Below are 18266 nucleotides of genomic sequence, written 5' to 3'. Positions count from 1 at the left end.
GGGACGCATTAATCGGATGCCGAACCGGCATCGAAGGTTTTGGGCACGACAACCTTGAAACTGCGGTCATCGGCATCGGTGAAATACAGGTCGCAATCGTAGCCCTGGTCATCGAGAAAGCTGAACACGCGCCGGGGCGCCGAAAGCGGGTAGGGCACGATCAGCGTGGCGATCCGGTGGCGCGTGGCTTTGGGAAAAGCGGCGTTCAGGCAGGTGCTGACGGGCAGGCCGTCATATTCGGCGGGATCCACATCGGGGAAGCCCTCCTGCTGGCTGAGTTGCGGTGCGCCCGCCTCGGACCATAGGAATTGGCCGTAGAACCCCGCCCGCTCGCCGGTGTAGCGAAACGAGGTCTCGCCCAGATGCATCGGCCCGTTGGCGTGCAACAGCCACTCGATCGACATCGGCGCCTGGGCATCCACGGTATCGACGATGACGAAGTATTGCGACCGCACAAAATAGACATCGCGCTGGGCCAGGCTGACCTCGGGGGTCAGGCTTTGATAAGCTGCCGTCGCATCGCCCTGGATAAAGATATGGTCGTCGCGCTGTTCGGCGGTCACGATCTGCCCGGTGGAGCGCATGGCGCGCGGTTTGTCCTGCCCGGCATATTGTCCCTTGCCATTGATCAGCAGCGCGTTTTTTGACCGCGTCTGCCGCCGCCAGCTTTGGTGCATTGTACTGTTGAAGGCGACGTAATGGCCCGATTGAATGGCCAGATCCTCGCCGAAGGCCGACAGGCAAAACGCGTTTTGATCCCCGTGGCTATGGCTGATCGATCCGAAGGGCGAGGATTTCATCACGAATTGAATGTGATTTTCGGGATCGTCCATCCCGTGCTGGATTGCGACCCAGCCGATCCCCTTGAACCAGCGCATCCCATCTTCGGGCGGCGTTGCCTCGACCAACGGGAAATCGGTGCGGTAGACCATCTCGTCGAAATGGAAATCCCACCAACCCCAATTATAGAATGCCATTTCAGTGCCGGGATTGCCGCGCTTGATCTCGTCGTAATACCATTGATAGGCGCCGTTGCCGGTGACACCTGCGAATTGGCGTAGGTTATAGCCGATCTTCACGGCGGGCAGATCACCCATCGTGCTGTCATCGCCAAAGGTCGCGCGGCGCGTATCGGGGGCCTTGGTGTAGAGCGGAAAATCCCCGGTATGCTGAAAGAAGGGCCGCTGGTACAGATCCAGACCGGTATGGGATTTCAGCAGGTTGGCGGCATCGATCAGATAGGCCATGCCCGTCATCCAGTAATGCGGTCCCTCCGCCCAACCGCCATCGGCATCGCCCCAGGGCGAATAGACGGTGAAGAGGAACTCCACTGCGTAGTGCAGCCACCCTTCGGCCTCAGGCGCCTCGTCAAGCAGCGCGATAGAGGCCGGGATCAACACCGCCGAGACGGCGCGCACCGCATGGCTATCGAAGGGGAACAAATGGATATTGGCGTGCCTGATGATGTGATCGGCGGTTTCGCGGGTGCGGGCCAGCAACGCGTCGCGTACCTTCGCGCGGTCCTCATCCGACAACTCGTCATGGAGCCAATCGTAGCCCCAGGCGAGCGCCAGATTCACACGGAACGCCCATTCATCGGTATAGGCGCGGGATGTAGTGCCCGCGGGATTCCACGACGCGGCCTGCAAGAGCCATTCCTTGGCGCGGGCCACCATTTCGGCATCACCCGTGACCTTGCCGCCTATCGCCAGGTGGCGGATGGCATAAAGCAGCTCCTGGCAATCGATATAGGTCTGGCGCCAGATCGATGCGACGCGTTGATGGTTGGGGTAGCCCGCAGGCTCGGCCATCACATCGCGATCCATCCAGGGCAGAACGGAGTTTTCGAAGAATGTCGCCCAAGTGCAGTGATCCGGGTCGGCGGCAATGTCTTTCTGGAACGCCTTCAACCGATCCTCTGTCATCCATAGGCGGGGGTGGGCACGCGTGGCCTGCGCCAAGCGCGTGTTGCGACCGGGCAGCGGCGTTTGCGGCAGGTCGGGCGCCAGGTCAAAGCTGCGCGTTTGGCTCCACCCGCTTTGCGGCTGGCCGGTCTGCGCGTCCCAAACGGCGTAGGACCAATGCCATGTGCCGGGTTCAAGCACATCGTGGGGCGTGAAGAAGTTCAGCGGAATGCCGGTATAAACCCGCGTTTTGCCGTCAGGAAATTTCGCATTCTGCGACAGGCGCAAGACATAAAGCGCGCCGTCTTCGATCACCGGCAGCCATGAAAACCGCGGTGGGTTCTCTACAATGGCGCTGTCCGCATCGGGCGCGTATTGGATCGTCAAGCGGCCCGGTTTCGGCTCGTCGAGGAATGTGGCCATCTTGCCTTGCATCACGTGTCTGTCCTGTCGGTCTGGCGCAGAGGATCTATCGGAGCTCTGCGGCCCGGATCCGGGCCGCAGAGCGGGTTGGTTCAGGGCATATTAGCCGCCATATTGGCGTTCATAGGCCGAGTTCATGACCTCAATCACCTCGGCGTAGCCCATGTTGTTCAGGTCATCCATGTAGTCGTCCCAATCGGCCTGGATGTCGCCGGAGCCAAGAACCCATGCCTGCTGGCGTTCCAGCATGTAGGTCCGCAGGGACGGCCAATAGCGGTCGTAGATCGCCTGTTCATCTTCATTGAACGCAACGCCCAGGAATTGCGGCACCAGAAGATCATTGGCTTCGTAAAGCTCGATGCCTTCGCGTGCCGCCTCGGACGTCCACTGCCATTCGTAGCGATAATCCTGCCAATAGCCGCGCTGGATCTGGGCGCCTTGGTCATACATCTGGCTGTTGACCGCACGGTCGGAATTCAGCACCTCATCGGTGAACACAGGCTCCCCATCGACCATATTCCAGGTCTCGCCCTCGACACCGAAGTTGGACAGAAGGCGGCCTTCCTCGGTGAACCAGAAGTCGAAATAGCGGATCGTCTCCACCACATGTTCATTGGTGTAGCTGATCGCCCAACCATCGGGCTTCACCGGGATGCGGCGGTGTTCTTCCATCCGCACGCCGCCCGCGCTTTCGGGTGGCAGGAAGGGGATGAAGTTGAACCCGTCAATCTGGTCGGCCAGGGCCGCATTGTAGCCCGAAGTCGAGGCGAACCAATCATGGGTGAACCCACCCAGGTTTTCCGATAGCAGGTAATCGCGTGAGGATGATCCGCGGGTGAAGACTTCGGGGTCGATCAGGCCCTCTTCGTACCATTGCGCCACATTGGCCAGCGCATCGCGATAAGCCTCTTGTGCATAGGGATGAATGACTTGGCCCGCGTCGTTCACGTAGAAATCGTGATAGGTATCCGACCCGGAGGAGCGGGCATCCCACAGCGTCACCAGGCGAATGGTCTCTTCCCAATTGCGCGCGAAGAACGGGATCTCGTCCTGAAGGCCGTTGCCATTGGGGTCTTGGTCGCGGAAGGCGACAAGCGTCTCGTAGAGCTCATCGACATTGTCGGGCTGCTCCAGACCCAGCGCGTCCAGCCAGTCCTGGCGGATGAAATAGGCGCGACCGAACTGACCATCGGGCAGATAGGGGATGTAGTAGATGTTCCCGTCATAGGCCTGGATCGATGCGAAAACCTCGGGGTGGCTATCAAAATAAGCCTGAATGTTGGGCGCATGTTCGGCGATCAGATCGTTCAGCGGCACAAAGGCGCCTTGTGGCCCGTACTGGTTGACCGGCTGACGGATCAGGTGACCCCCGACGATATCGGGCAGATCGCCCTGGGCCAGCAGCAGGTTCATCGCCTCGCCAGCATCGGTGGAATTGCGGCCCGCCGTGGCGTCGGTCAGGTGGATGCCTGTCATCTCGCGGGCGGCCTGTTCGACGGGGTAGATCTCGCTTGGGCTGCCGCCGACGCCATAACCTTGGGCGCGCGGCCAATGCATGTGGATGGTCAGTTCCAGCGGTTCTTCGGTGATCCTCAGGTGACCATCCGCCAAAACCGGGCCGCTCAGCGCGGTTGTGGCCAAGGCAATAGATGCCAATGTCAGTTTACGCATAATTTCCTCCCATTTGCGTTCGTCTCTCGGGTCATTCCTTCACCCCGCCCAGCAAAATGCCCTTGCTGAAGTATTTCTGAAGGAACGGGTAAATCAGCAGCACGGGGATGATCGAACAGACGATGATCGCGGCGCTGACAGTCTCGACCGAATAGGCGCTGTCCAGCAGGGTCGAGGCGAATTCCTCATCATCCTGCAGTTCCAGGATCACGTGCCGCAGATAGACCTGTAGCGGGATCTTGTCTTCGTCCTGCAGCAGAACCATCGCCCAGAAAAACCCGTTCCAGCGTGACACGATACAAAACAGAGCTACGGTTGCGATGGCCGGTTTGCTGAGCGGTACGAACACCTTCCACAGCACCTGGAATTCATTGGCGCCATCCATCCGCGCGGCTTCTTCGAAGCTTTTGGGGATCGATTCAAAGAAGTTGCGCAACAGGATCAGGTTAAAGCCATTCACCGCAAACCCGATGATGATCCCGAAATAGCTATCGAGCAGCCCCAGATCGCGCATGTTCAGGAAGAATGGGATCAGGCCCGCATTGAACCACATGGTAAACGCCACCATCAGGTTCCAGAACCGCCGCCCGTAAAGTTGCGGGCGCGACAAAGCGTAGGCGCCGGGGATGATGAAGGCGAGGCTCATCAACGTTCCGCCAATCGTGTAGATGAAGGTGTTGCGGTAGCTGATCCAGAACAGCGGCTCGGATAAGACCTGCTTATAGGCTTCCAGTGTGAAGCCCACGGGTGTCAGGATCACGTTTCCGGCGCGCGCCTCGAACCCCGTGCTCATCGACAGCGAGGCGATGTAGATAAACGGATAAAGCGTCGAGATCGCGAACAGCCCGACCAGCACCATGTTGAGGATCACAAAGGCTTTGTCGCCGCGGGAATAGAGGTTCATTTTGGCCATGTTGCGCCCCTCACCACAGGCTGGTGCGCGAATAGCGCTTTGAAACGGCGTTGGCGCTCATCACCAGGACAAAGGCCACCACTGCGTTGAACAGGCCCGCCGCCGCGGCCAGATCGTATTGGCCGCCTTGGATGCCCTGGCGATAGATGAAGGTGTTGACCACATCCGCGGTCTCATACGTGGCGGGCTGGTAGAGCAAGATGATCATCTCGAACGAGACTTCCAGCATGTTGCCGATGCGGATGATGAGCATGATGATGATCGTCGGCATGATCGAGGGGATGGTGATCTTCCACATCATCTGCCAGCGGCTGGCGCCGTCAACCACGGCACTTTCGTAGAGCGTGGGCGAGACACCTGCGATGGCGGCCAGATAGACGATGGATTGGAACCCGGCCTCTTGCCAGATCCCGGTGCCGATGAAGATTGGCCTAAACCATTCCGGGCGTGTCAGGAAGTAAATGGAATCCACCCCGAACCAGCCCAGGATCGTGTTCACGATCCCTGCCGAGGGCGAAAAGGCCGTGATTACGATGCCCGCGATGATCACAGACGAGATGAAATGCGGCAGATAGACAATGGTCTGCGCGGTTTTCTTGAAGGTCTGGTGCAGGATCTCGTTGAACATCAAGGCCAGAAGGATCGGCATCGGAAAGCCGAAGATCAGGCTGTAGAAGCTTATAACAATTGTATTGCGCAGGGCGCGGATGAACTGATCGCTGTTGAACAGCGTCTCGAAATGCTCGAACCCGATCCAGGGGCTGGCCGCGACGCCTCGGAAAATCGAATAATCCTTGAAGGCGATCTGCAGGCCATACATCGGCTTATACAAGAATAGCAAAAGCCAGATGATCGTCGGCAGCAGCATCGCGTAGATCTGCCATTCGCGCTTGAGGTGATCGATAATGCGCTGCGAACGGGTCAGTTTGCCCATGGCCATCGGCGGCGCGGGTTTGCTCGGCGCGGCGCCGCGGATATCGGGCTGCGTGGTCATGCGGCGTGGACCTGGCCGGGCAGGGCGGCGCCGGTTTTGGCATCAAAGACGCGGATCAAATTCGGCGTGATGGTGAAGCCCGAGACGGCGTTCAAGCTGTCCATCTTGCCCAAGGTTTCGGTACGGATCACAAAGGGTTCCCCAGCAAGACGGGCGTGGATCAGCGCCTCTGATCCCAGCGTCTCGATCAGATCCAAGTCAATGGGAACGCCACCGGGCGTCTCGCCGCTGGTCACCGACACAAATTCGGGACGAATGCCCAGGATCACATCGCGCCCGATGCTGTTCTCCAAGGCGGTCAGCGGGGGCAGGGCGATTGTCGTGTTTTCAAATTTCGCGGCAGGGCCGCTATCGCCGCCGGTGATCTCGGCATTGATCATGTTCATCGGCGGCGCGCCGAGGAACCCGGCGACGAAGGTGTTGGCGGGGTTCAGAAACAGATCCATCGGCGTGCCGATCTGCTCGATCCGACCGTCATGCATAACCACGATCCGGTCGGCGAGGGTCATCGCCTCGACCTGATCATGGGTCACATAGATGCTGGTGGCGCCCAGCCGCTTGTGCAGGCGCTTGATCTCGGCCCGCATCTGCGTGCGCAGCTTGGCGTCGAGGTTCGAGAGCGGCTCATCGAACAGAAAAACCTTAGGGCGCCGCACAATCGCGCGCCCCATGGCGACCCGCTGGCGCTGCCCGCCGGATAGATCGGCCGGGCGCCGATCCAGATAGTCGGTCAGCCCCAGAATACCGGCAACCTCGGACACAGCCGCATCGATATCCGCCTTACGCTCTTTGCGGATGCGCAGACCGAAGGCAATGTTGTCGGCGACATTCAGGTGCGGGTAAAGCGCGTAGTTCTGAAACACCATGGCCACGTCGCGATCTTTCGGGGCCACGCGGTTCATCGTGGTGTCGTCGATGGTCAAATGCCCATCAGTAATTTCCTCAAGGCCGGCGATCATCCGCAGCGTCGTGGATTTGCCGCAGCCCGACGGGCCGACCAGCACCACAAATTCCTGTTCCTGCACCTCCAGATCGATGCCGTGCACAACCTGCAGGGCACCATAGGCCTTCACTATTCCGTCCAGCCGAACACCTGACATGGCGCCTCCCCTTCCCGGATTGTCCAATCTGCGTTGGATGTGCCGGGCAACATTCTGGATTTTCGACACGCAACTCAGGGTGGAGTACGATTCGAAAAGTTTCCACTGGTATACTAGTAACAAATCTGGGATACTAGTCGGAAGATGAAAAAAGATGCACTTGATAATATTTCTCTAAGGGGCGCCGTGCGATGAAGGTGGCGGAGGTTCGGATCACCCCGATTGCGATCCCGGATGTGCCTTTGGCCAACACCAAAGGCGTGCATCCGGCGGTGTTTCTGCGCGCGATTGTTGAGGTCACGACCGATTGCGGGCTTGTGGGCCTGTCTGAGACCTACGGCGCCACCCGCACGCTTGAGGGTCTGCGCGCCGCTGTCCCCGGGTTGACCGGGCTCGATCCCTATGACCTGCGCGATCTGCGGTATCGTATTGAGATGGCGCTTCCGGGTGCGGGTGGCGTGAATGCGCCAACCGCGCTGGCCGATCACAAGGTTGTCGATGTCGTGTACAGCGCGTTTGAGATCGCTTGCCTGGACATCCGCGGCAAAGAGGTCGGACGCCCGCTCTACGATCTGCTGGGGGGCGCGGTGCGCAAACAGATCCCTTTCGGCGGCTACCTGTTCTTCAAATTCGCCAAGCAGGATCTTACCTTCGGCCCTGATATCATGGGCGAGGTGATGAGCCCCGATGCCATGGTCGCCCAAGCCCAGCATATGGTCGCTGAATACGGCTTCAAATCGCTGAAGCTGAAAGGCGGCGTGCTGGAGCCCGATCTTGAGATCGAAACGATGCTTAAGCTGCGTGCAGAATTCCCCGACCACGGTTTGCGCATCGATCCGATGGGCGCTTGGACGGTGCCGACGGCCAAACGGGTCGTTGATGCCCTGGGCAATATTCTGGAATATCTCGAAGATCCCTGCCGCGGCATGGATGCGATGGCGGAGCTCTCGGCGCAGATCGAAATGCCCCTGGCCACCAATCTGGTTGTGGTGGAATTCGAACAGATCATCGAAGCGGTCAAAAAAGATGCCGTACAGATCATCTTGTCCGATCACCATTATTGGCGCGGCGCGACGGGCGCCGTGCATCTGGGTGAGATTTGTCGCGCTGCGGATCTGGGCGTGTCCATGCATTCCAACTCGCATCTGGGCATATCACTGGCCGCGATGTGCCATGTTGCCGCCGCGACGCCGAACCTGACCTATGATTGTGACACGCATTATCCGTGGTCCACGAAAGAAATCATCAAGGGCGGGCGCCCGCCTTTCGTGGATGGCACGCTCGCCGTGCCCGAAGGCCCCGGCCTGGGGGTTGAGCTGGATCTCGACGCCGTGGGGGAACTCCATGACCTCTATCGCGCGGCCATGGTGATCGACCGCGACGACACCGATGAGATGCTGAAATATGTGCCGGATTACATTCGCAAGGTGCCAAGATGGTAACCGCTTATTCCCGTTCGACCCGGCACACCGACTTGACCCGCCCGCCCGAAACCCGGAGAACACCCCTATGGCTGTGATAAATAAGATCAAGGATCGCCGCACCAGTGTGGATGCGATTTTTGACTATCTCTATGCGGAAATCTCGTCTCTCAGGCTGCGTCCAGGCGACAAGATTTCCGAGGCCGAGATCGCCTCTCAATTCGGGGTGTCGCGCCAGCCGGTTCGCGATGCGTTCAGTCGGCTAGAGAACATGGATCTGTTGTTGATCCGCCCCCAGCGTGCGACAGAGGTGAAACGTTTTTCCGCCCGGGAAATCACCAAATCCCGCTTCGTGCGCTCTTCGGTCGAATCTGAGGTGCTGCGCCGGGCCACGGCCAATTGTTCTGCCGAAGACGCCGAGGTGTTGACCGCCTGTCTGGAAGCGCAGGCCAAAGTCATCGAACAGAACGATTATGCGGCATTCAGTCGGTTGGATTACGAGTTTCACAAGACCATGTGCGAGATCGCGAAAGTCGATTTCGCGTTCGAGGTGATTTCCGCCGAAAAGGCCAAAGTCGACCGGCTGTGCAACCTTAGCTTGGCGCAGGAAGACCGCATGCCGCAGCTTTTGGGCGATCACCAGAACATCGCCAAGGCGGTGATATCGGGCGATTCCGAGGCGGCGGTGGATTTCGGGATGCTGCATCTGTCGCGGCTGGATTCCACCATCGCCACGATCTCGTCGATGAACGCCGACTATTTTGAGGCGGAGTAACGCGGGGCCTCCCGCTGATCCGCGTGCCTGGCCCCCGGCCTGAGGCCCCATGACAGAGCGCAACGTGCAAAGTGATATCCCGCCGACGCGGGCCATTTTTGGCCTGGCTTGGCCCATGGCCGTAAAGGCCGTTATGCTGCATGGGATTGTGGTGATTGACGCCTATCTGGTGGCCGGGTTCGGTGAAACGGCCCTGGCGGCATTGGGCGTCGCGGGGGCCATTGCGGGGCTTGTCCTGGGGGTGTTGTTCGCCTTTTCCAGCGCCACCCAAATCCGGGTGGCCCAGGCCCATGGGTCAGGTGATCCCAGCTTTCTGAAGTCGGCTCTGGTGGCGGGGCTGATCGTCAATCTGGGTGCGTGCTGTCTGGGATTTGTGTTTCTGGCGCTGACCGCAGGTCCACTGATCGACAGCTTTGCCCATGATGCAAACGTTGCCGCTGATGCGCGACGCTACTTGGCCGTGTTCAGTGCCGTGATTCTGGCAGAGGCCATCGGCCAATGCATCTCCAGCTATTTCAACGGCATCGGGAACACGAAGCTCCCGCTTTACAGCTATGCTGTCGCACTGCCAGTGAACATCGCGGCGAGCCTGATGTTTATTTACGGCTATCTCGGCGCACCTGCGATGGGCGTGGTTGGCGCTGCGGTGGGCAGCGTAATCGCCACGTTGCTTCAGGTCGGCATTCTATTGGTCAGCCTGCGCGCACTTGCCGGTGATAATTTGCGTGTGACGGGGTGGCGCAATGGCACATTCGCGGCCACGCTTTTGCGGCATTTGCAGTTTTCCTGGCCGATCGCCGCCACGTTCATCAGTGCGGCGTTGGCAAACAATGTCTGCCGCCTGCTCTATGCGCGTATGCCGCTGACGGACTTTGCGGCGATGACGTTGATCACGCCTTGGATCATGGTGGTGGGCACAATTGGCATGTCCTGGGCGCAAGCCACCGGGATCTATGTGGCGCAGCTTTTGGGCAAACATGTCGATGGTCCGGCGATGGACCAATTCCTGAGCCGTGCCTGGCGCGGAGCGTTCTGGGCGGCGGCGCTTGTGGCCCTGATTTACGCCCTCATCTGTTTGATATCGAGCAAGCTCTACGCGGATTTGCATCCCGACACGACCGCCGCCATCCTTAGCTTTCTCCCGATCCTGTTGTTGCTGCCATTTCCCAAAGGATCCAACGCGATTTGCGGCAACACGTTACGGGCGGCGGGTGACACACTCTACGTGATGCATATCTTCGTTTGGTCGCAATGGCTGTTTCGCGTGCCTGCGACTGCCGTTTTGGTCCTGTATCTGGATGTGCCGGCCATTTGGGTGCTGTCGCTTCTTCTGCTGGAAGAATTGATCAAGCTCCCCGCCTTCCACGCGCGATTGTTCAAGGGGGATTGGAAAACGCGCGACGTTGCGGTCTAGCGTGCGAGCCAGCCGCCATCAACATTCAGAACCGCGCCGTGGATGTATTTCGAGGCGGGCGCGCTGAGAAACACGGCGGTTTCGGCGATGTCATCGGGGTCGCCCCAACGTCCAGCGGGGATCCGATCCAGGATCGCTTGGTTTCGACCAGGATCAGCACGCAACGCCTCGGTATTGTTCGTCGCGATATAGCCCGGCGCGATGGCGTTTACGTTGATGCCCTGGGCGGCCCATTCGTTGGCAAGGATCTTTGTCAGCCCGGCAACCCCATGTTTCGATGCGGTATAAGACGGCACTCGGATCCCCCCCTGAAACGAGAGAAGCGAGGCAATGTTGACGATCCGCCCGGCACCGCGGGGCAGGGCGGCGCGCGCAAAGGCCTGCGCGGTGAAAAACAGCGCCTTCAGGTTCACATCCATCACATCGTCCCAATCGACCTCGGCGAAATCGACGGAGTCGGCGCGCCGGATGATCCCGGCATTGTTCACCAGAATATCGACCGGCCGTGTCTCAAAGAGATCGCGCGCAGCCATCGGGTCGGCGAAATCCAACGCCATTGCTTCGGCGCTGTCGATCATCCCGACGGTTTCGTCACAGGCAGAGCGTCCGGCGCAGATCACATGGGCGCCCGCGCGGCCCATCGCGACCGCAATCGCCTGGCCGATTCCAGTATTTGCACCGGTGACCAGCGCGGTTTGCCCGGACAGCGAAAAGGCTGTCACCGCAAATCCTCCATCGCGACCATCTCGACATCTTTGTAATCGACATTGTCGCCGGCCATCGCCCAGCAGAACGTGTAGCTGCCAGTGCCCGCGCCGCAATGGATCGACCACGGGGGCGAGACCACGGCCTCTTCATTGCGCATCACGATATGGCGGGTTTCCTGGGGCTTGCCCATGAAATGGAACACGCGGTTATCCTCGGCCAGATCGAAATAGAGATAGGCCTCCATCCGCCGGTCATGCAGATGGGCGGGCATCGTGTTCCAGACCGATCCGCCATGGAACATCGTGTAGCCCATGACCAGTTGGCAGCTTTCCATCACCTCGGGGTGAATGAACATGTAGATCGTGCGGTCATTTGCGGTCTCGGCGGATCCTAGGCTGAGGCTCTCGGCCTCTTCAAGGCTGACCAGGCGGCTGGGCAGGCTGCGGTGTGCCGGGGTCGAAATGATGTAGAACCGGCCGGGTGCCGCGAAGTGAATCGGCCCCGCCCCCATACCCAGATAAAGGATATCCCCGCGCCCTAATGTGTGGCTGTCATTGCCCGCACTGACCTCGGCAGTCTCGCCGATATTCAGGATGCCGATCTCGCGCCTCTCCAGGATCGATGGTGTTCCAGCCTCTGCCACATGGTCCAGGATCAGAGGCGCGCCTGCCTGGGGCACCGCGCCCCCCACGATCATCCGGTCGTAATGGGTGTAGGTCAGGTTGATTTGGCCCGGCACAAAGATCCCATCGATATGGAACGCGTCGCGCAAGCCGTCTGTATCCATTGCTTTGGTTGTTTCGGGGTCGACGGCGTAGAGTGTTTTAACGTTCAGCACGGATTTGGAACCTCACAAAAAGTCGTCACGTCGGGGGGTGAATGTGTCGATCAGCGTCCCGGCTTCCAGGCAAACGCAGCCATGGATCGCGCCGGATGGAATGACAAAACTGTCGCCGGGCCCGACCTCGCTGGTGGTGCCGTCGATGGTGAATCGGAAGCGGCCGCTTTGCACATAGGTCGATTGGACATGGGGATGGCTATGGGGCGTGCCCTCGGCGCCTCGGGCGTTGAAGCGAAAGGCGACCACCATCAGCTCGGCGTGATCGGCCAGCACCTGTCGGGTGACGTTCTCGCCGCTGGTTACCTCTGGATACTGCGCCATTTTTGGTCCTTAGCTGTCTGCGTCGTGGGGCCTTGGCCCCGAGATTGCGGCCCCGTCACCATTGGCCTTGGGCTGTTTGATGTTCGACTAGTATGATAGTATACCAGTTTTGGAAATGGAAGATGTCGCAGCAATGAATACCCCCCCTTTGATGCCGCAAATCGCGCTGGGGCGCGTGTTGTCGATTGGCGAATGCATGGTCGAGATTGCGCCCTCCGATACGCCCGATCGATACGCGCTGGGATTTGCGGGTGATACGTTCAACACGGCCTGGTATCTTAAGGCGCTGCGCCCCGATCTTTCCGTTGCCTATCTTAGCCGTGTGGGGCGCGATGAAATGTCGGATGCGATGCTGCGGATGATGCGGGAGGCGGGCATCGAAACCGACGATATCGGTCGGGATGCACAACGCAGTGTGGGCGCCTATCTGATTTCGCTGCGCGATGGAGAGCGCAGTTTTTCCTATTGGCGGGACCGTGCCGCGGCACGGCTATTGGCCGAAGATCCTGCGGCTTTGTCCGCCGCATTGGCGCGGGCGGATGTGATCTATTTTTCCGGCATCACGGTTGCGATCCTGGAAGGGGATGGGCGCGAGGCCCTGCTGGGCGCCGTGGCAGATGCGCGGTCGTCGGGCACGCGCATCATCTTCGATCCCAATCTGCGCCCGCGCTTGTGGGAGAATGCCGATGCGATGCGCGATGTGGTGATGGCCTCCGCGCGGGTCAGTGACATGGCGCTGCCGTCTTTCGATGATGAGGCCGATTGGTTTGGCGATGCAGATGGCACGGCGACACTGGCCCGCTATGCGGAGGCCGGATGCCAGACCGTCATCGTCAAAGACGGTGCAAAGCCGATCCACTATCAACACGCCGATCAACGCGGAATTGTGGCTTTGCCTGCCGTTGCGGCCGTCGTGGATTCGACCTCTGCCGGGGACAGCTTCAATGCAGGGCTTTTGGCGCAACTGGACAGCGGCGCCGATATTGAAACCTGCCTGCGCAATGCCGCCGCCGTGTCCCGCCAGGTGATTGGCCAGCGCGGGGCGCTGACGCAATTGGATCGCGGCGCGCTGGCCTTCTGAGGCCGTCAGACCTGAAGCGCATCATGCAACATCTGCATCTATGACCATTGCGATCTCGCGAATTTCATCCAGAAGCATTGGCTTTCCGAACAGGAACCCTTGGACAGCGGCGCATTGTTCGGCCTGCAAGAATTCCAGTTCATCATTCTGTTCAACGCCTTCGGCGAGCACTGGGATGCCAAGCGCGTTGCCCAGCAGAAGCGTTGAGCGGACGATGGCCGCGCGCTGATGGTTCAGGTGCACATCCTGCACGAAGCTGCGGTCGATCTTGATCTTGTCGAATGGGAACGATTGTAGCGTGGCAAGCGACGAATAGCCGGTGCCGAAATCATCCATCGCAATCCGTACCCCCATCGCTTTGATGCGATGCATGATCTTCAACGTGTGGGCCTGGTCGTCGATGATGCTGGCCTCGGTCACCTCCAATTCCAGGCGCTCGGGCGCCAGACCCGATGACATCAGGATATCGGACAGGCTTTCAATGAACGAAGGCTGTGCCAATTGCTGGGGGGCAACGTTGACCGCGATGCTGAAGGGGCGATCCCATCCGGCCGCTTCGTGGCAGGCCTCTCGCAGGACCCACAGGCCGATTTCGCGCACCAGCCCGGTTTCTTCAGCTAGTGGGATGAACTCCGCCGGAGAGATATTGCCACGATCCGGGTGGGTCCATCGCAGCAATACTTCGCAACCGGTGGGTTCGAGGGAGGTCAAATCGTTCTGCAACTGATAGACCAAATGAAACTGCCGGCGCGGGATGGCTTGGCGCAAATCGTTGATCAACATGGTTTTATCGCGGCTTTGCTCGTCCATGGCCGCGTTGTAGCGGCACACTTTGCGCTCGACACTGGTCTTGGCCCGGTACATCGCCATATCGGATTTTTGCACCAACTGCGCCATATCCGTGCCGTCGCTCAGACTTGACGCGACGCCGATGGAGGCCCCGACAACCAGCGCACCATTCGCCGTTTCAACAGGCTCGATGAGCGCGGCGCGCAGACGTTCGGCAAAGGCCATCACCTCTTCAACGCGACGGAATCCCGTTTTGATCGCGACAAATTCATCGCCGCCGGTTCGTGCGATGAATTCGTTTGGCCCGATCTCGCGCGAGAGACGTGCTGCGGTTTCCTGCAGCACCAAGTCGCCGACGCTATGCCCATGCAAGTCATTGATTGGCTTGAACATATCTAGATCGATCGTCAAGGCTGCGGCGCGCGCCGTCTCGTCGCGATCCAGCAACTCGTCGCAATCCTCCAGATGGGTGTTCAGCTTTGCCCGGTTTGGCAGGCCCGTCAGCTGATCATGTGCCGCTGAATGCTGCAATTGCTCCAGCGCCTCACGTTCAACATTCGCTTCCAAACTGATCGCCGCGAAGCCCACGAAAAAAATGACGATTGTTACAGCGGACACCAACAACGCCATCGTGGCATCCGGTAGAACCTGCTCTGGCACTTCAAATCCTGGGATCAAGCGCATCGTCATTGCGCTCATCCCCGTGAAATGCATGGCGCAAATGGCCAAGACCATCAAAACGGTTGCCCCCAGCCAGCAATAGCGCGTCACGGGGTAAACCATCCGGTGATAGGCCGCCGCACCCAGCACGCTGCCCAGCAGGATCGATGCGATCACCGGCTCTGTCGCCCACTCGATGCGCCCGGGAATCTGATATGCCAACATCCCGACATAATGCATCACTGATATAACCAAACCGAATACCACGCCACCCGCGACGCGGTGCGCCTGGCGGGACGCATAGGCAAAGATGCCATTGGCCAACGTACAGCCGATTACGGCAATCCCAAGTGAGATGCCTGTGAGAAGGGGTTCGTATCCATGCGGGATCACCGGGTCATAGGCCAGCATCGCAATGAAATGTGTAGACCAAATCGTGGCGCCTGCGATCAGCCCGCTCAACATCAATTGCAGCCGCTTTCGCAATGGATTGGCGCTCATCAAACGGCGGGTGATCAGAACGGTCAGACAGGCGCCAATCATGCAAACAAACGCCGCCACCGCCACAAGACCATGATTATGATCATGGGTAAGACATTCAATTACGCGATTCAAATTGCCGCTCCGAAATAAACTGCCATTCGGATGCCCCCTGACAGGTTAATACGCGGTTAGAGCGGCTGGCCTTTTGCAGAAAAACTGCGCTATCCCTGTATACAAGCCCTTCAAATAGAACGAGAATAAGTCTTTTGGTCTGTTTGGGATTGCTGCTAGGCTGATGTCACCGACGCATGATCGCGGAGGGAGGGCAAGAATGGCGGCAACCTTAATTCTGGCGGTGCAGATCTACCTGGCTGTCGGGCTTGTCGTGGCAATCGCCTTTCTGGGATATGGCATCGACCGCGTTGATGAAAACGCACGCGGGGTCTGGATATTTCGGCCCCTTTTGATCCCTGGCATCGCGATCCTATGGCCGTTGGTTCTTTTGCGTTGGATCGCGCTGGTGCGGGGCAACGTTGAGGGGCAGGGGCGCTATCGGCCGCCATTGGCCCTGCAACCTGCGCTTGCACTGCTTCTGGCGGTGATTGTGCCCATCATGATCGCAGGCGCCCTGGTCATTCGCCAGGACGGCCCCAACGAGGCGCGTGCCGAGATGTTGGAGCCCCCGCGGTGAGTGTCAAATACGTCCCCGTTCAATGGAACGCCAACAAATGGGTCTATGACGCCGCGCTGTTGGTATTCGTGGCGATCTATATTGCGGTATTTCTCCGCCTCGGCACCCCAGAGGCAGATGTCTCACGCCCGATCGATGCGGCCATCGTACGGATGCGGGCCTTTGGAACCTGCGCCTTTTTCATGCTAACCGCGATCCTCTGCATCGGCCCTCTCGCGCGCCTGGATCAGCGATTTTTACCGCTGCTTTACAACAGGCGACATTTTGGCGTCCTAACGGCGGTCGTCGCCTTCACCCATGCCAGCTATGTCTACGGTTGGTACTTTAATTTCACCCAATTCGACCGGTTGGAGGCGATGTTATCGTCGAATACCGCGTTTGGGCAATTGCTCGGCTTTCCGATTGAGGCCCTTGGGATCTTCGCCCTTGTCATCTTGGTGATCCTGGCCGCGACAAGCCACGATTTCTGGTTGAGCTTCCTGACCGCGCCCGTTTGGAAACGGCTGCATTTGCTGATCTATGTGGCCTATATCGCGATCGTCGCGCATATCTGCCTGGGATATCTTCAGGACGCCGAAAATCCGCTATTTGCCATCTTGTTTGGCGCGGCAGCCCTTGCGGTCGCGGGAGTGCATTTGGCGGCATGGCGACGCGGGGCGGTGGGAAAAGCACGGGCAGAGGGGTGGATCGATGTGGCCGATCCAGCCGAGATCGCCAATGGCAGGGCCCGGATTTTGCAATTGGGCCCAAATGAGCGGGTGGCCGTCTTCCGCTACGATGGCACGCACTTTTCCGCCGTGTCCAACGCCTGCGCGCATCAAAATGGCCCGCTGGGCGAGGGTCGCATTCTGGACGGATGTATCACCTGTCCCTGGCATGGTTTTCAATATCGTATGACCGATGGGTGCTCGCCCGCGCCCTTCACCGAAAAGATTCCGACCTACAAATTGCGTCTGATCGACGGGCGGTTGCAGGTGTTCGCCATGGCCAACCCTCCGGGCACATTGGTCGATCCTGTGATCGTGCCTGATCTCGCTGCGCCGCCAGATCCCGACACGTTCCAGATGGAGCCCGCCGAATGAGTGCCCCAGACGCCGACGACGCGCCGTTTTTCATTGGTTGGGCGCGCCCCGACAGACGGTTGTGGGGCTTTCTGGTCCTCACTGCGGTGGTGTTTTTCGTGGGCGCGTTTGGCACCTCCTACTTGATCGCAGCGACCCAAAGCGATCCTGGCAATGGGGGGCGGATGGGCCGCGCCGAGGTGACAGGGATCGTGCAGGCCGCGCCCTATCCGATCCTGCATGTCCTGGAGAGCGCGCAATATCCCGACGGCGCGACGATTCTGCTGATGGGCCAGGGCAAGAATGGTGCCCAAAGCCGCGTCAACGATCTCGACGGTCAGGTTGTGCGTGCCACCGGCGCACAGTTGAACCGGGGTGACCTGGACGGGATGATCTTGCGTGGCGGTGCCAACGGCGTTCAGGCCGTTGACGGTTCCGGAACCTTGCCGGAGCCTGAGGATCTGGGACGTTGGCGTTTGACCGGCGAGATTTGCGACGGCAATTGTCTGGCTGGCGCAATGCGACCCGGCACCGGACTGGCCCATCGCGCCTGCGCCAATCTCTGTCTTGCCGGGGGCTTGCCGCCCGTCTTTGTAGCGACCGATACGGTGGGGGACAGCGCGTTTTTCCTGGTGGCGGGACCGGATGGCGGCCCGATGCCCGATGCGTTGCTGGATTTCACCGCTTTGTTGGTCCGGGCCGAGGGCCGGGTTGAGCGGCACGGGTCGATGAACGTGTTTTTGGTCGAGCCCGACAGCGTGGAGCTGGCGCGATGATCGGGCGTGTGGCTCAGATTGCCCTGATGGCGTCGGGCCTTGGATTGATCTGGTGGGGCTGGCAAGAATTGAACATCCTGCGCGGGACGATGTTTTTCGAATATCGCTATATCCTGCTGGGGGTAGGCGCAATTTTGATACTGACATGCGCGCAGAGCCTTGCGGGATGGATCGACCGGTTGACGAATGCCGATGATGCCTGACGGTTGGGATGTTTCGCCATCCGCCCGGAAACGCCAA

General features: G+C 59.6%; 17 protein-coding genes. 8 read left to right on the top strand and 9 right to left on the bottom strand.

Going from position 1 to position 18266, the window contains the following annotated elements; all coding sequences use genetic code 11:
- Positions 1-8 precede the first annotated feature (8 nt).
- The 5 genes from V8J82_RS01465 to V8J82_RS01445 form a co-directional block, all read right to left on the bottom strand.
- Positions 9-2327, bottom strand: coding sequence for a DUF4962 domain-containing protein (locus tag V8J82_RS01465; protein WP_339971379.1), 2319 nt, complete (start codon positions 2325-2327; stop codon positions 9-11).
- A 102-nt stretch (positions 2328-2429) separates the two neighbouring features.
- On the bottom strand, positions 2430-3998 hold the full coding sequence (locus V8J82_RS01460) for a type 2 periplasmic-binding domain-containing protein (protein WP_339971377.1): 1569 nt from the start codon (positions 3996-3998) through the stop codon (positions 2430-2432).
- A 31-nt stretch (positions 3999-4029) separates the two neighbouring features.
- On the bottom strand, positions 4030-4911 hold the full coding sequence (locus V8J82_RS01455) for a carbohydrate ABC transporter permease (RefSeq protein ID WP_339971375.1): 882 nt from the start codon (positions 4909-4911) through the stop codon (positions 4030-4032).
- Positions 4912-4921: 10 nt separating this feature from the next.
- Positions 4922-5905, bottom strand: a complete 984-nt coding sequence (locus V8J82_RS01450; RefSeq protein ID WP_339971374.1) for an ABC transporter permease — start codon at positions 5903-5905, stop codon at positions 4922-4924.
- The gene (locus tag V8J82_RS01445; protein WP_339971372.1) at positions 5902-7005 is read right to left on the bottom strand and encodes an ABC transporter ATP-binding protein; all 1104 of its coding nucleotides are present in this window, start codon (positions 7003-7005) and stop codon (positions 5902-5904) included. Before V8J82_RS01445 ends, V8J82_RS01450 begins: the two co-directional genes overlap by 4 nt.
- 191 nt (positions 7006-7196) lie before the next feature.
- Between V8J82_RS01445 and V8J82_RS01440 the strand changes: the two genes are divergently transcribed.
- From V8J82_RS01440 to V8J82_RS01430, 3 genes are all read left to right on the top strand, one after another.
- Positions 7197-8447, top strand: coding sequence for an enolase C-terminal domain-like protein (locus tag V8J82_RS01440; protein WP_339971370.1), 1251 nt, complete (start codon positions 7197-7199; stop codon positions 8445-8447).
- A 67-nt stretch (positions 8448-8514) separates the two neighbouring features.
- Positions 8515-9201, top strand: coding sequence for a GntR family transcriptional regulator (locus V8J82_RS01435; RefSeq protein ID WP_339971368.1), 687 nt, complete (start codon positions 8515-8517; stop codon positions 9199-9201).
- Between the two features lie 49 nt (positions 9202-9250).
- Positions 9251-10615 carry an MATE family efflux transporter gene (locus V8J82_RS01430; protein ID WP_339971366.1) on the top strand — a complete coding sequence of 455 codons (1365 nt, stop codon included), beginning with the start codon at positions 9251-9253 and terminating at the stop codon, positions 10613-10615.
- Here V8J82_RS01430 and kduD read toward each other — a convergent pair.
- The 3 genes from kduD to V8J82_RS01415 form a co-directional block, all read right to left on the bottom strand.
- A complete protein-coding gene (gene kduD / locus V8J82_RS01425) occupies positions 10612-11337 on the bottom strand; it encodes a 2-dehydro-3-deoxy-D-gluconate 5-dehydrogenase KduD (RefSeq protein ID WP_339971363.1) in 726 nt (241 codons plus the stop codon). The two genes, V8J82_RS01430 and kduD, sit on opposite strands and share 4 nt — an antisense overlap.
- Positions 11334-12110 (bottom strand): 5-dehydro-4-deoxy-D-glucuronate isomerase, encoded by a 777-nt coding sequence (gene kduI / locus V8J82_RS01420; protein ID WP_439650042.1) that lies wholly within the window; start codon positions 12108-12110, stop codon positions 11334-11336. Before kduI ends, kduD begins: the two co-directional genes overlap by 4 nt.
- Before the next feature lie 63 nt (positions 12111-12173).
- Entirely contained in the window at positions 12174-12485 is a 312-nt protein-coding gene (locus V8J82_RS01415; RefSeq protein ID WP_339971360.1) for a cupin domain-containing protein, read from the bottom strand.
- 151 nt (positions 12486-12636) lie between these two features.
- Between V8J82_RS01415 and V8J82_RS01410 the strand changes: the two genes are divergently transcribed.
- Complete coding sequence (locus V8J82_RS01410) at positions 12637-13566, top strand: sugar kinase (protein WP_339971358.1); 930 nt, start codon at positions 12637-12639, stop codon at positions 13564-13566.
- A 21-nt stretch (positions 13567-13587) separates the two neighbouring features.
- On the opposite strand, the gene V8J82_RS01405 is transcribed toward V8J82_RS01410, so the two are convergent.
- The gene (locus tag V8J82_RS01405) at positions 13588-15558 is read right to left on the bottom strand and encodes a putative bifunctional diguanylate cyclase/phosphodiesterase (protein WP_339971356.1); all 1971 of its coding nucleotides are present in this window, start codon (positions 15556-15558) and stop codon (positions 13588-13590) included.
- A gap of 271 nt (positions 15559-15829) precedes the next feature.
- On the opposite strand from V8J82_RS01405, the gene V8J82_RS01400 reads away from it, so the two are divergent.
- The 4 genes from V8J82_RS01400 to V8J82_RS01385 are packed head-to-tail and all read left to right on the top strand — an operon-like array spanning position 15830 to position 18229.
- Positions 15830-16189, top strand: coding sequence for a hypothetical protein (locus V8J82_RS01400; protein WP_339971354.1), 360 nt, complete (start codon positions 15830-15832; stop codon positions 16187-16189).
- Positions 16186-17271, top strand: coding sequence for a Rieske 2Fe-2S domain-containing protein (locus V8J82_RS01395; protein ID WP_339971352.1), 1086 nt, complete (start codon positions 16186-16188; stop codon positions 17269-17271). Before V8J82_RS01400 ends, V8J82_RS01395 begins: the two co-directional genes overlap by 4 nt.
- Entirely contained in the window at positions 17268-18026 is a 759-nt protein-coding gene (locus V8J82_RS01390) for a hypothetical protein (RefSeq protein ID WP_339971350.1), read from the top strand. Before V8J82_RS01395 ends, V8J82_RS01390 begins: the two co-directional genes overlap by 4 nt.
- Positions 18023-18229 carry a hypothetical protein gene (locus tag V8J82_RS01385; RefSeq protein ID WP_339971348.1) on the top strand — a complete coding sequence of 69 codons (207 nt, stop codon included), beginning with the start codon at positions 18023-18025 and terminating at the stop codon, positions 18227-18229. The genes V8J82_RS01390 and V8J82_RS01385 overlap by 4 nt, the downstream gene beginning before the upstream one ends.
- Positions 18230-18266 lie beyond the last annotated feature (37 nt).

It is taken from the genome of Gymnodinialimonas mytili (assembly GCF_037544085.1).
Taxonomy (GTDB): domain Bacteria; phylum Pseudomonadota; class Alphaproteobacteria; order Rhodobacterales; family Rhodobacteraceae; genus Gymnodinialimonas; species Gymnodinialimonas mytili.
The sequence above is the reverse complement of the archived record's forward strand: the minus strand, read 5'-3'. Positions and strand labels throughout refer to the sequence as shown.

Excerpts from the sequence above, each read along its gene's own strand:
- V8J82_RS01450 (WP_339971374.1), bottom strand. The coding sequence starts at position 5,905 with ATGACCACGCAGCCCGATATCCGCGGCGCCGCGCCGAGCAAACCCGCG.
- V8J82_RS01405 (WP_339971356.1), bottom strand. The coding sequence starts at position 15,558 with ATGATTGGCGCCTGTCTGACCGTTCTGATCACCCGCCGTTTGATGAGC.
- V8J82_RS01465 (WP_339971379.1), bottom strand. The coding sequence starts at position 2,327 with ATGGCCACATTCCTCGACGAGCCGAAACCGGGCCGCTTGACGATCCAA.
- V8J82_RS01410 (WP_339971358.1), top strand. The coding sequence starts at position 12,637 with ATGCCGCAAATCGCGCTGGGGCGCGTGTTGTCGATTGGCGAATGCATG.
- V8J82_RS01440 (WP_339971370.1), top strand. The coding sequence starts at position 7,197 with ATGAAGGTGGCGGAGGTTCGGATCACCCCGATTGCGATCCCGGATGTG.
- V8J82_RS01460 (WP_339971377.1), bottom strand. The coding sequence starts at position 3,998 with ATGCGTAAACTGACATTGGCATCTATTGCCTTGGCCACAACCGCGCTG.
- V8J82_RS01385 (WP_339971348.1), top strand. The coding sequence starts at position 18,023 with ATGATCGGGCGTGTGGCTCAGATTGCCCTGATGGCGTCGGGCCTTGGA.
- V8J82_RS01445 (WP_339971372.1), bottom strand. The coding sequence starts at position 7,005 with ATGTCAGGTGTTCGGCTGGACGGAATAGTGAAGGCCTATGGTGCCCTG.
- V8J82_RS01415 (WP_339971360.1), bottom strand. The coding sequence starts at position 12,485 with ATGGCGCAGTATCCAGAGGTAACCAGCGGCGAGAACGTCACCCGACAG.
- V8J82_RS01430 (WP_339971366.1), top strand. The coding sequence starts at position 9,251 with ATGACAGAGCGCAACGTGCAAAGTGATATCCCGCCGACGCGGGCCATT.
- kduI (WP_439650042.1), bottom strand. The coding sequence starts at position 12,110 with ATGGATACAGACGGCTTGCGCGACGCGTTCCATATCGATGGGATCTTT.
- V8J82_RS01435 (WP_339971368.1), top strand. The coding sequence starts at position 8,515 with ATGGCTGTGATAAATAAGATCAAGGATCGCCGCACCAGTGTGGATGCG.
- V8J82_RS01455 (WP_339971375.1), bottom strand. The coding sequence starts at position 4,911 with ATGGCCAAAATGAACCTCTATTCCCGCGGCGACAAAGCCTTTGTGATC.
- V8J82_RS01400 (WP_339971354.1), top strand. The coding sequence starts at position 15,830 with ATGGCGGCAACCTTAATTCTGGCGGTGCAGATCTACCTGGCTGTCGGG.
- V8J82_RS01390 (WP_339971350.1), top strand. The coding sequence starts at position 17,268 with ATGAGTGCCCCAGACGCCGACGACGCGCCGTTTTTCATTGGTTGGGCG.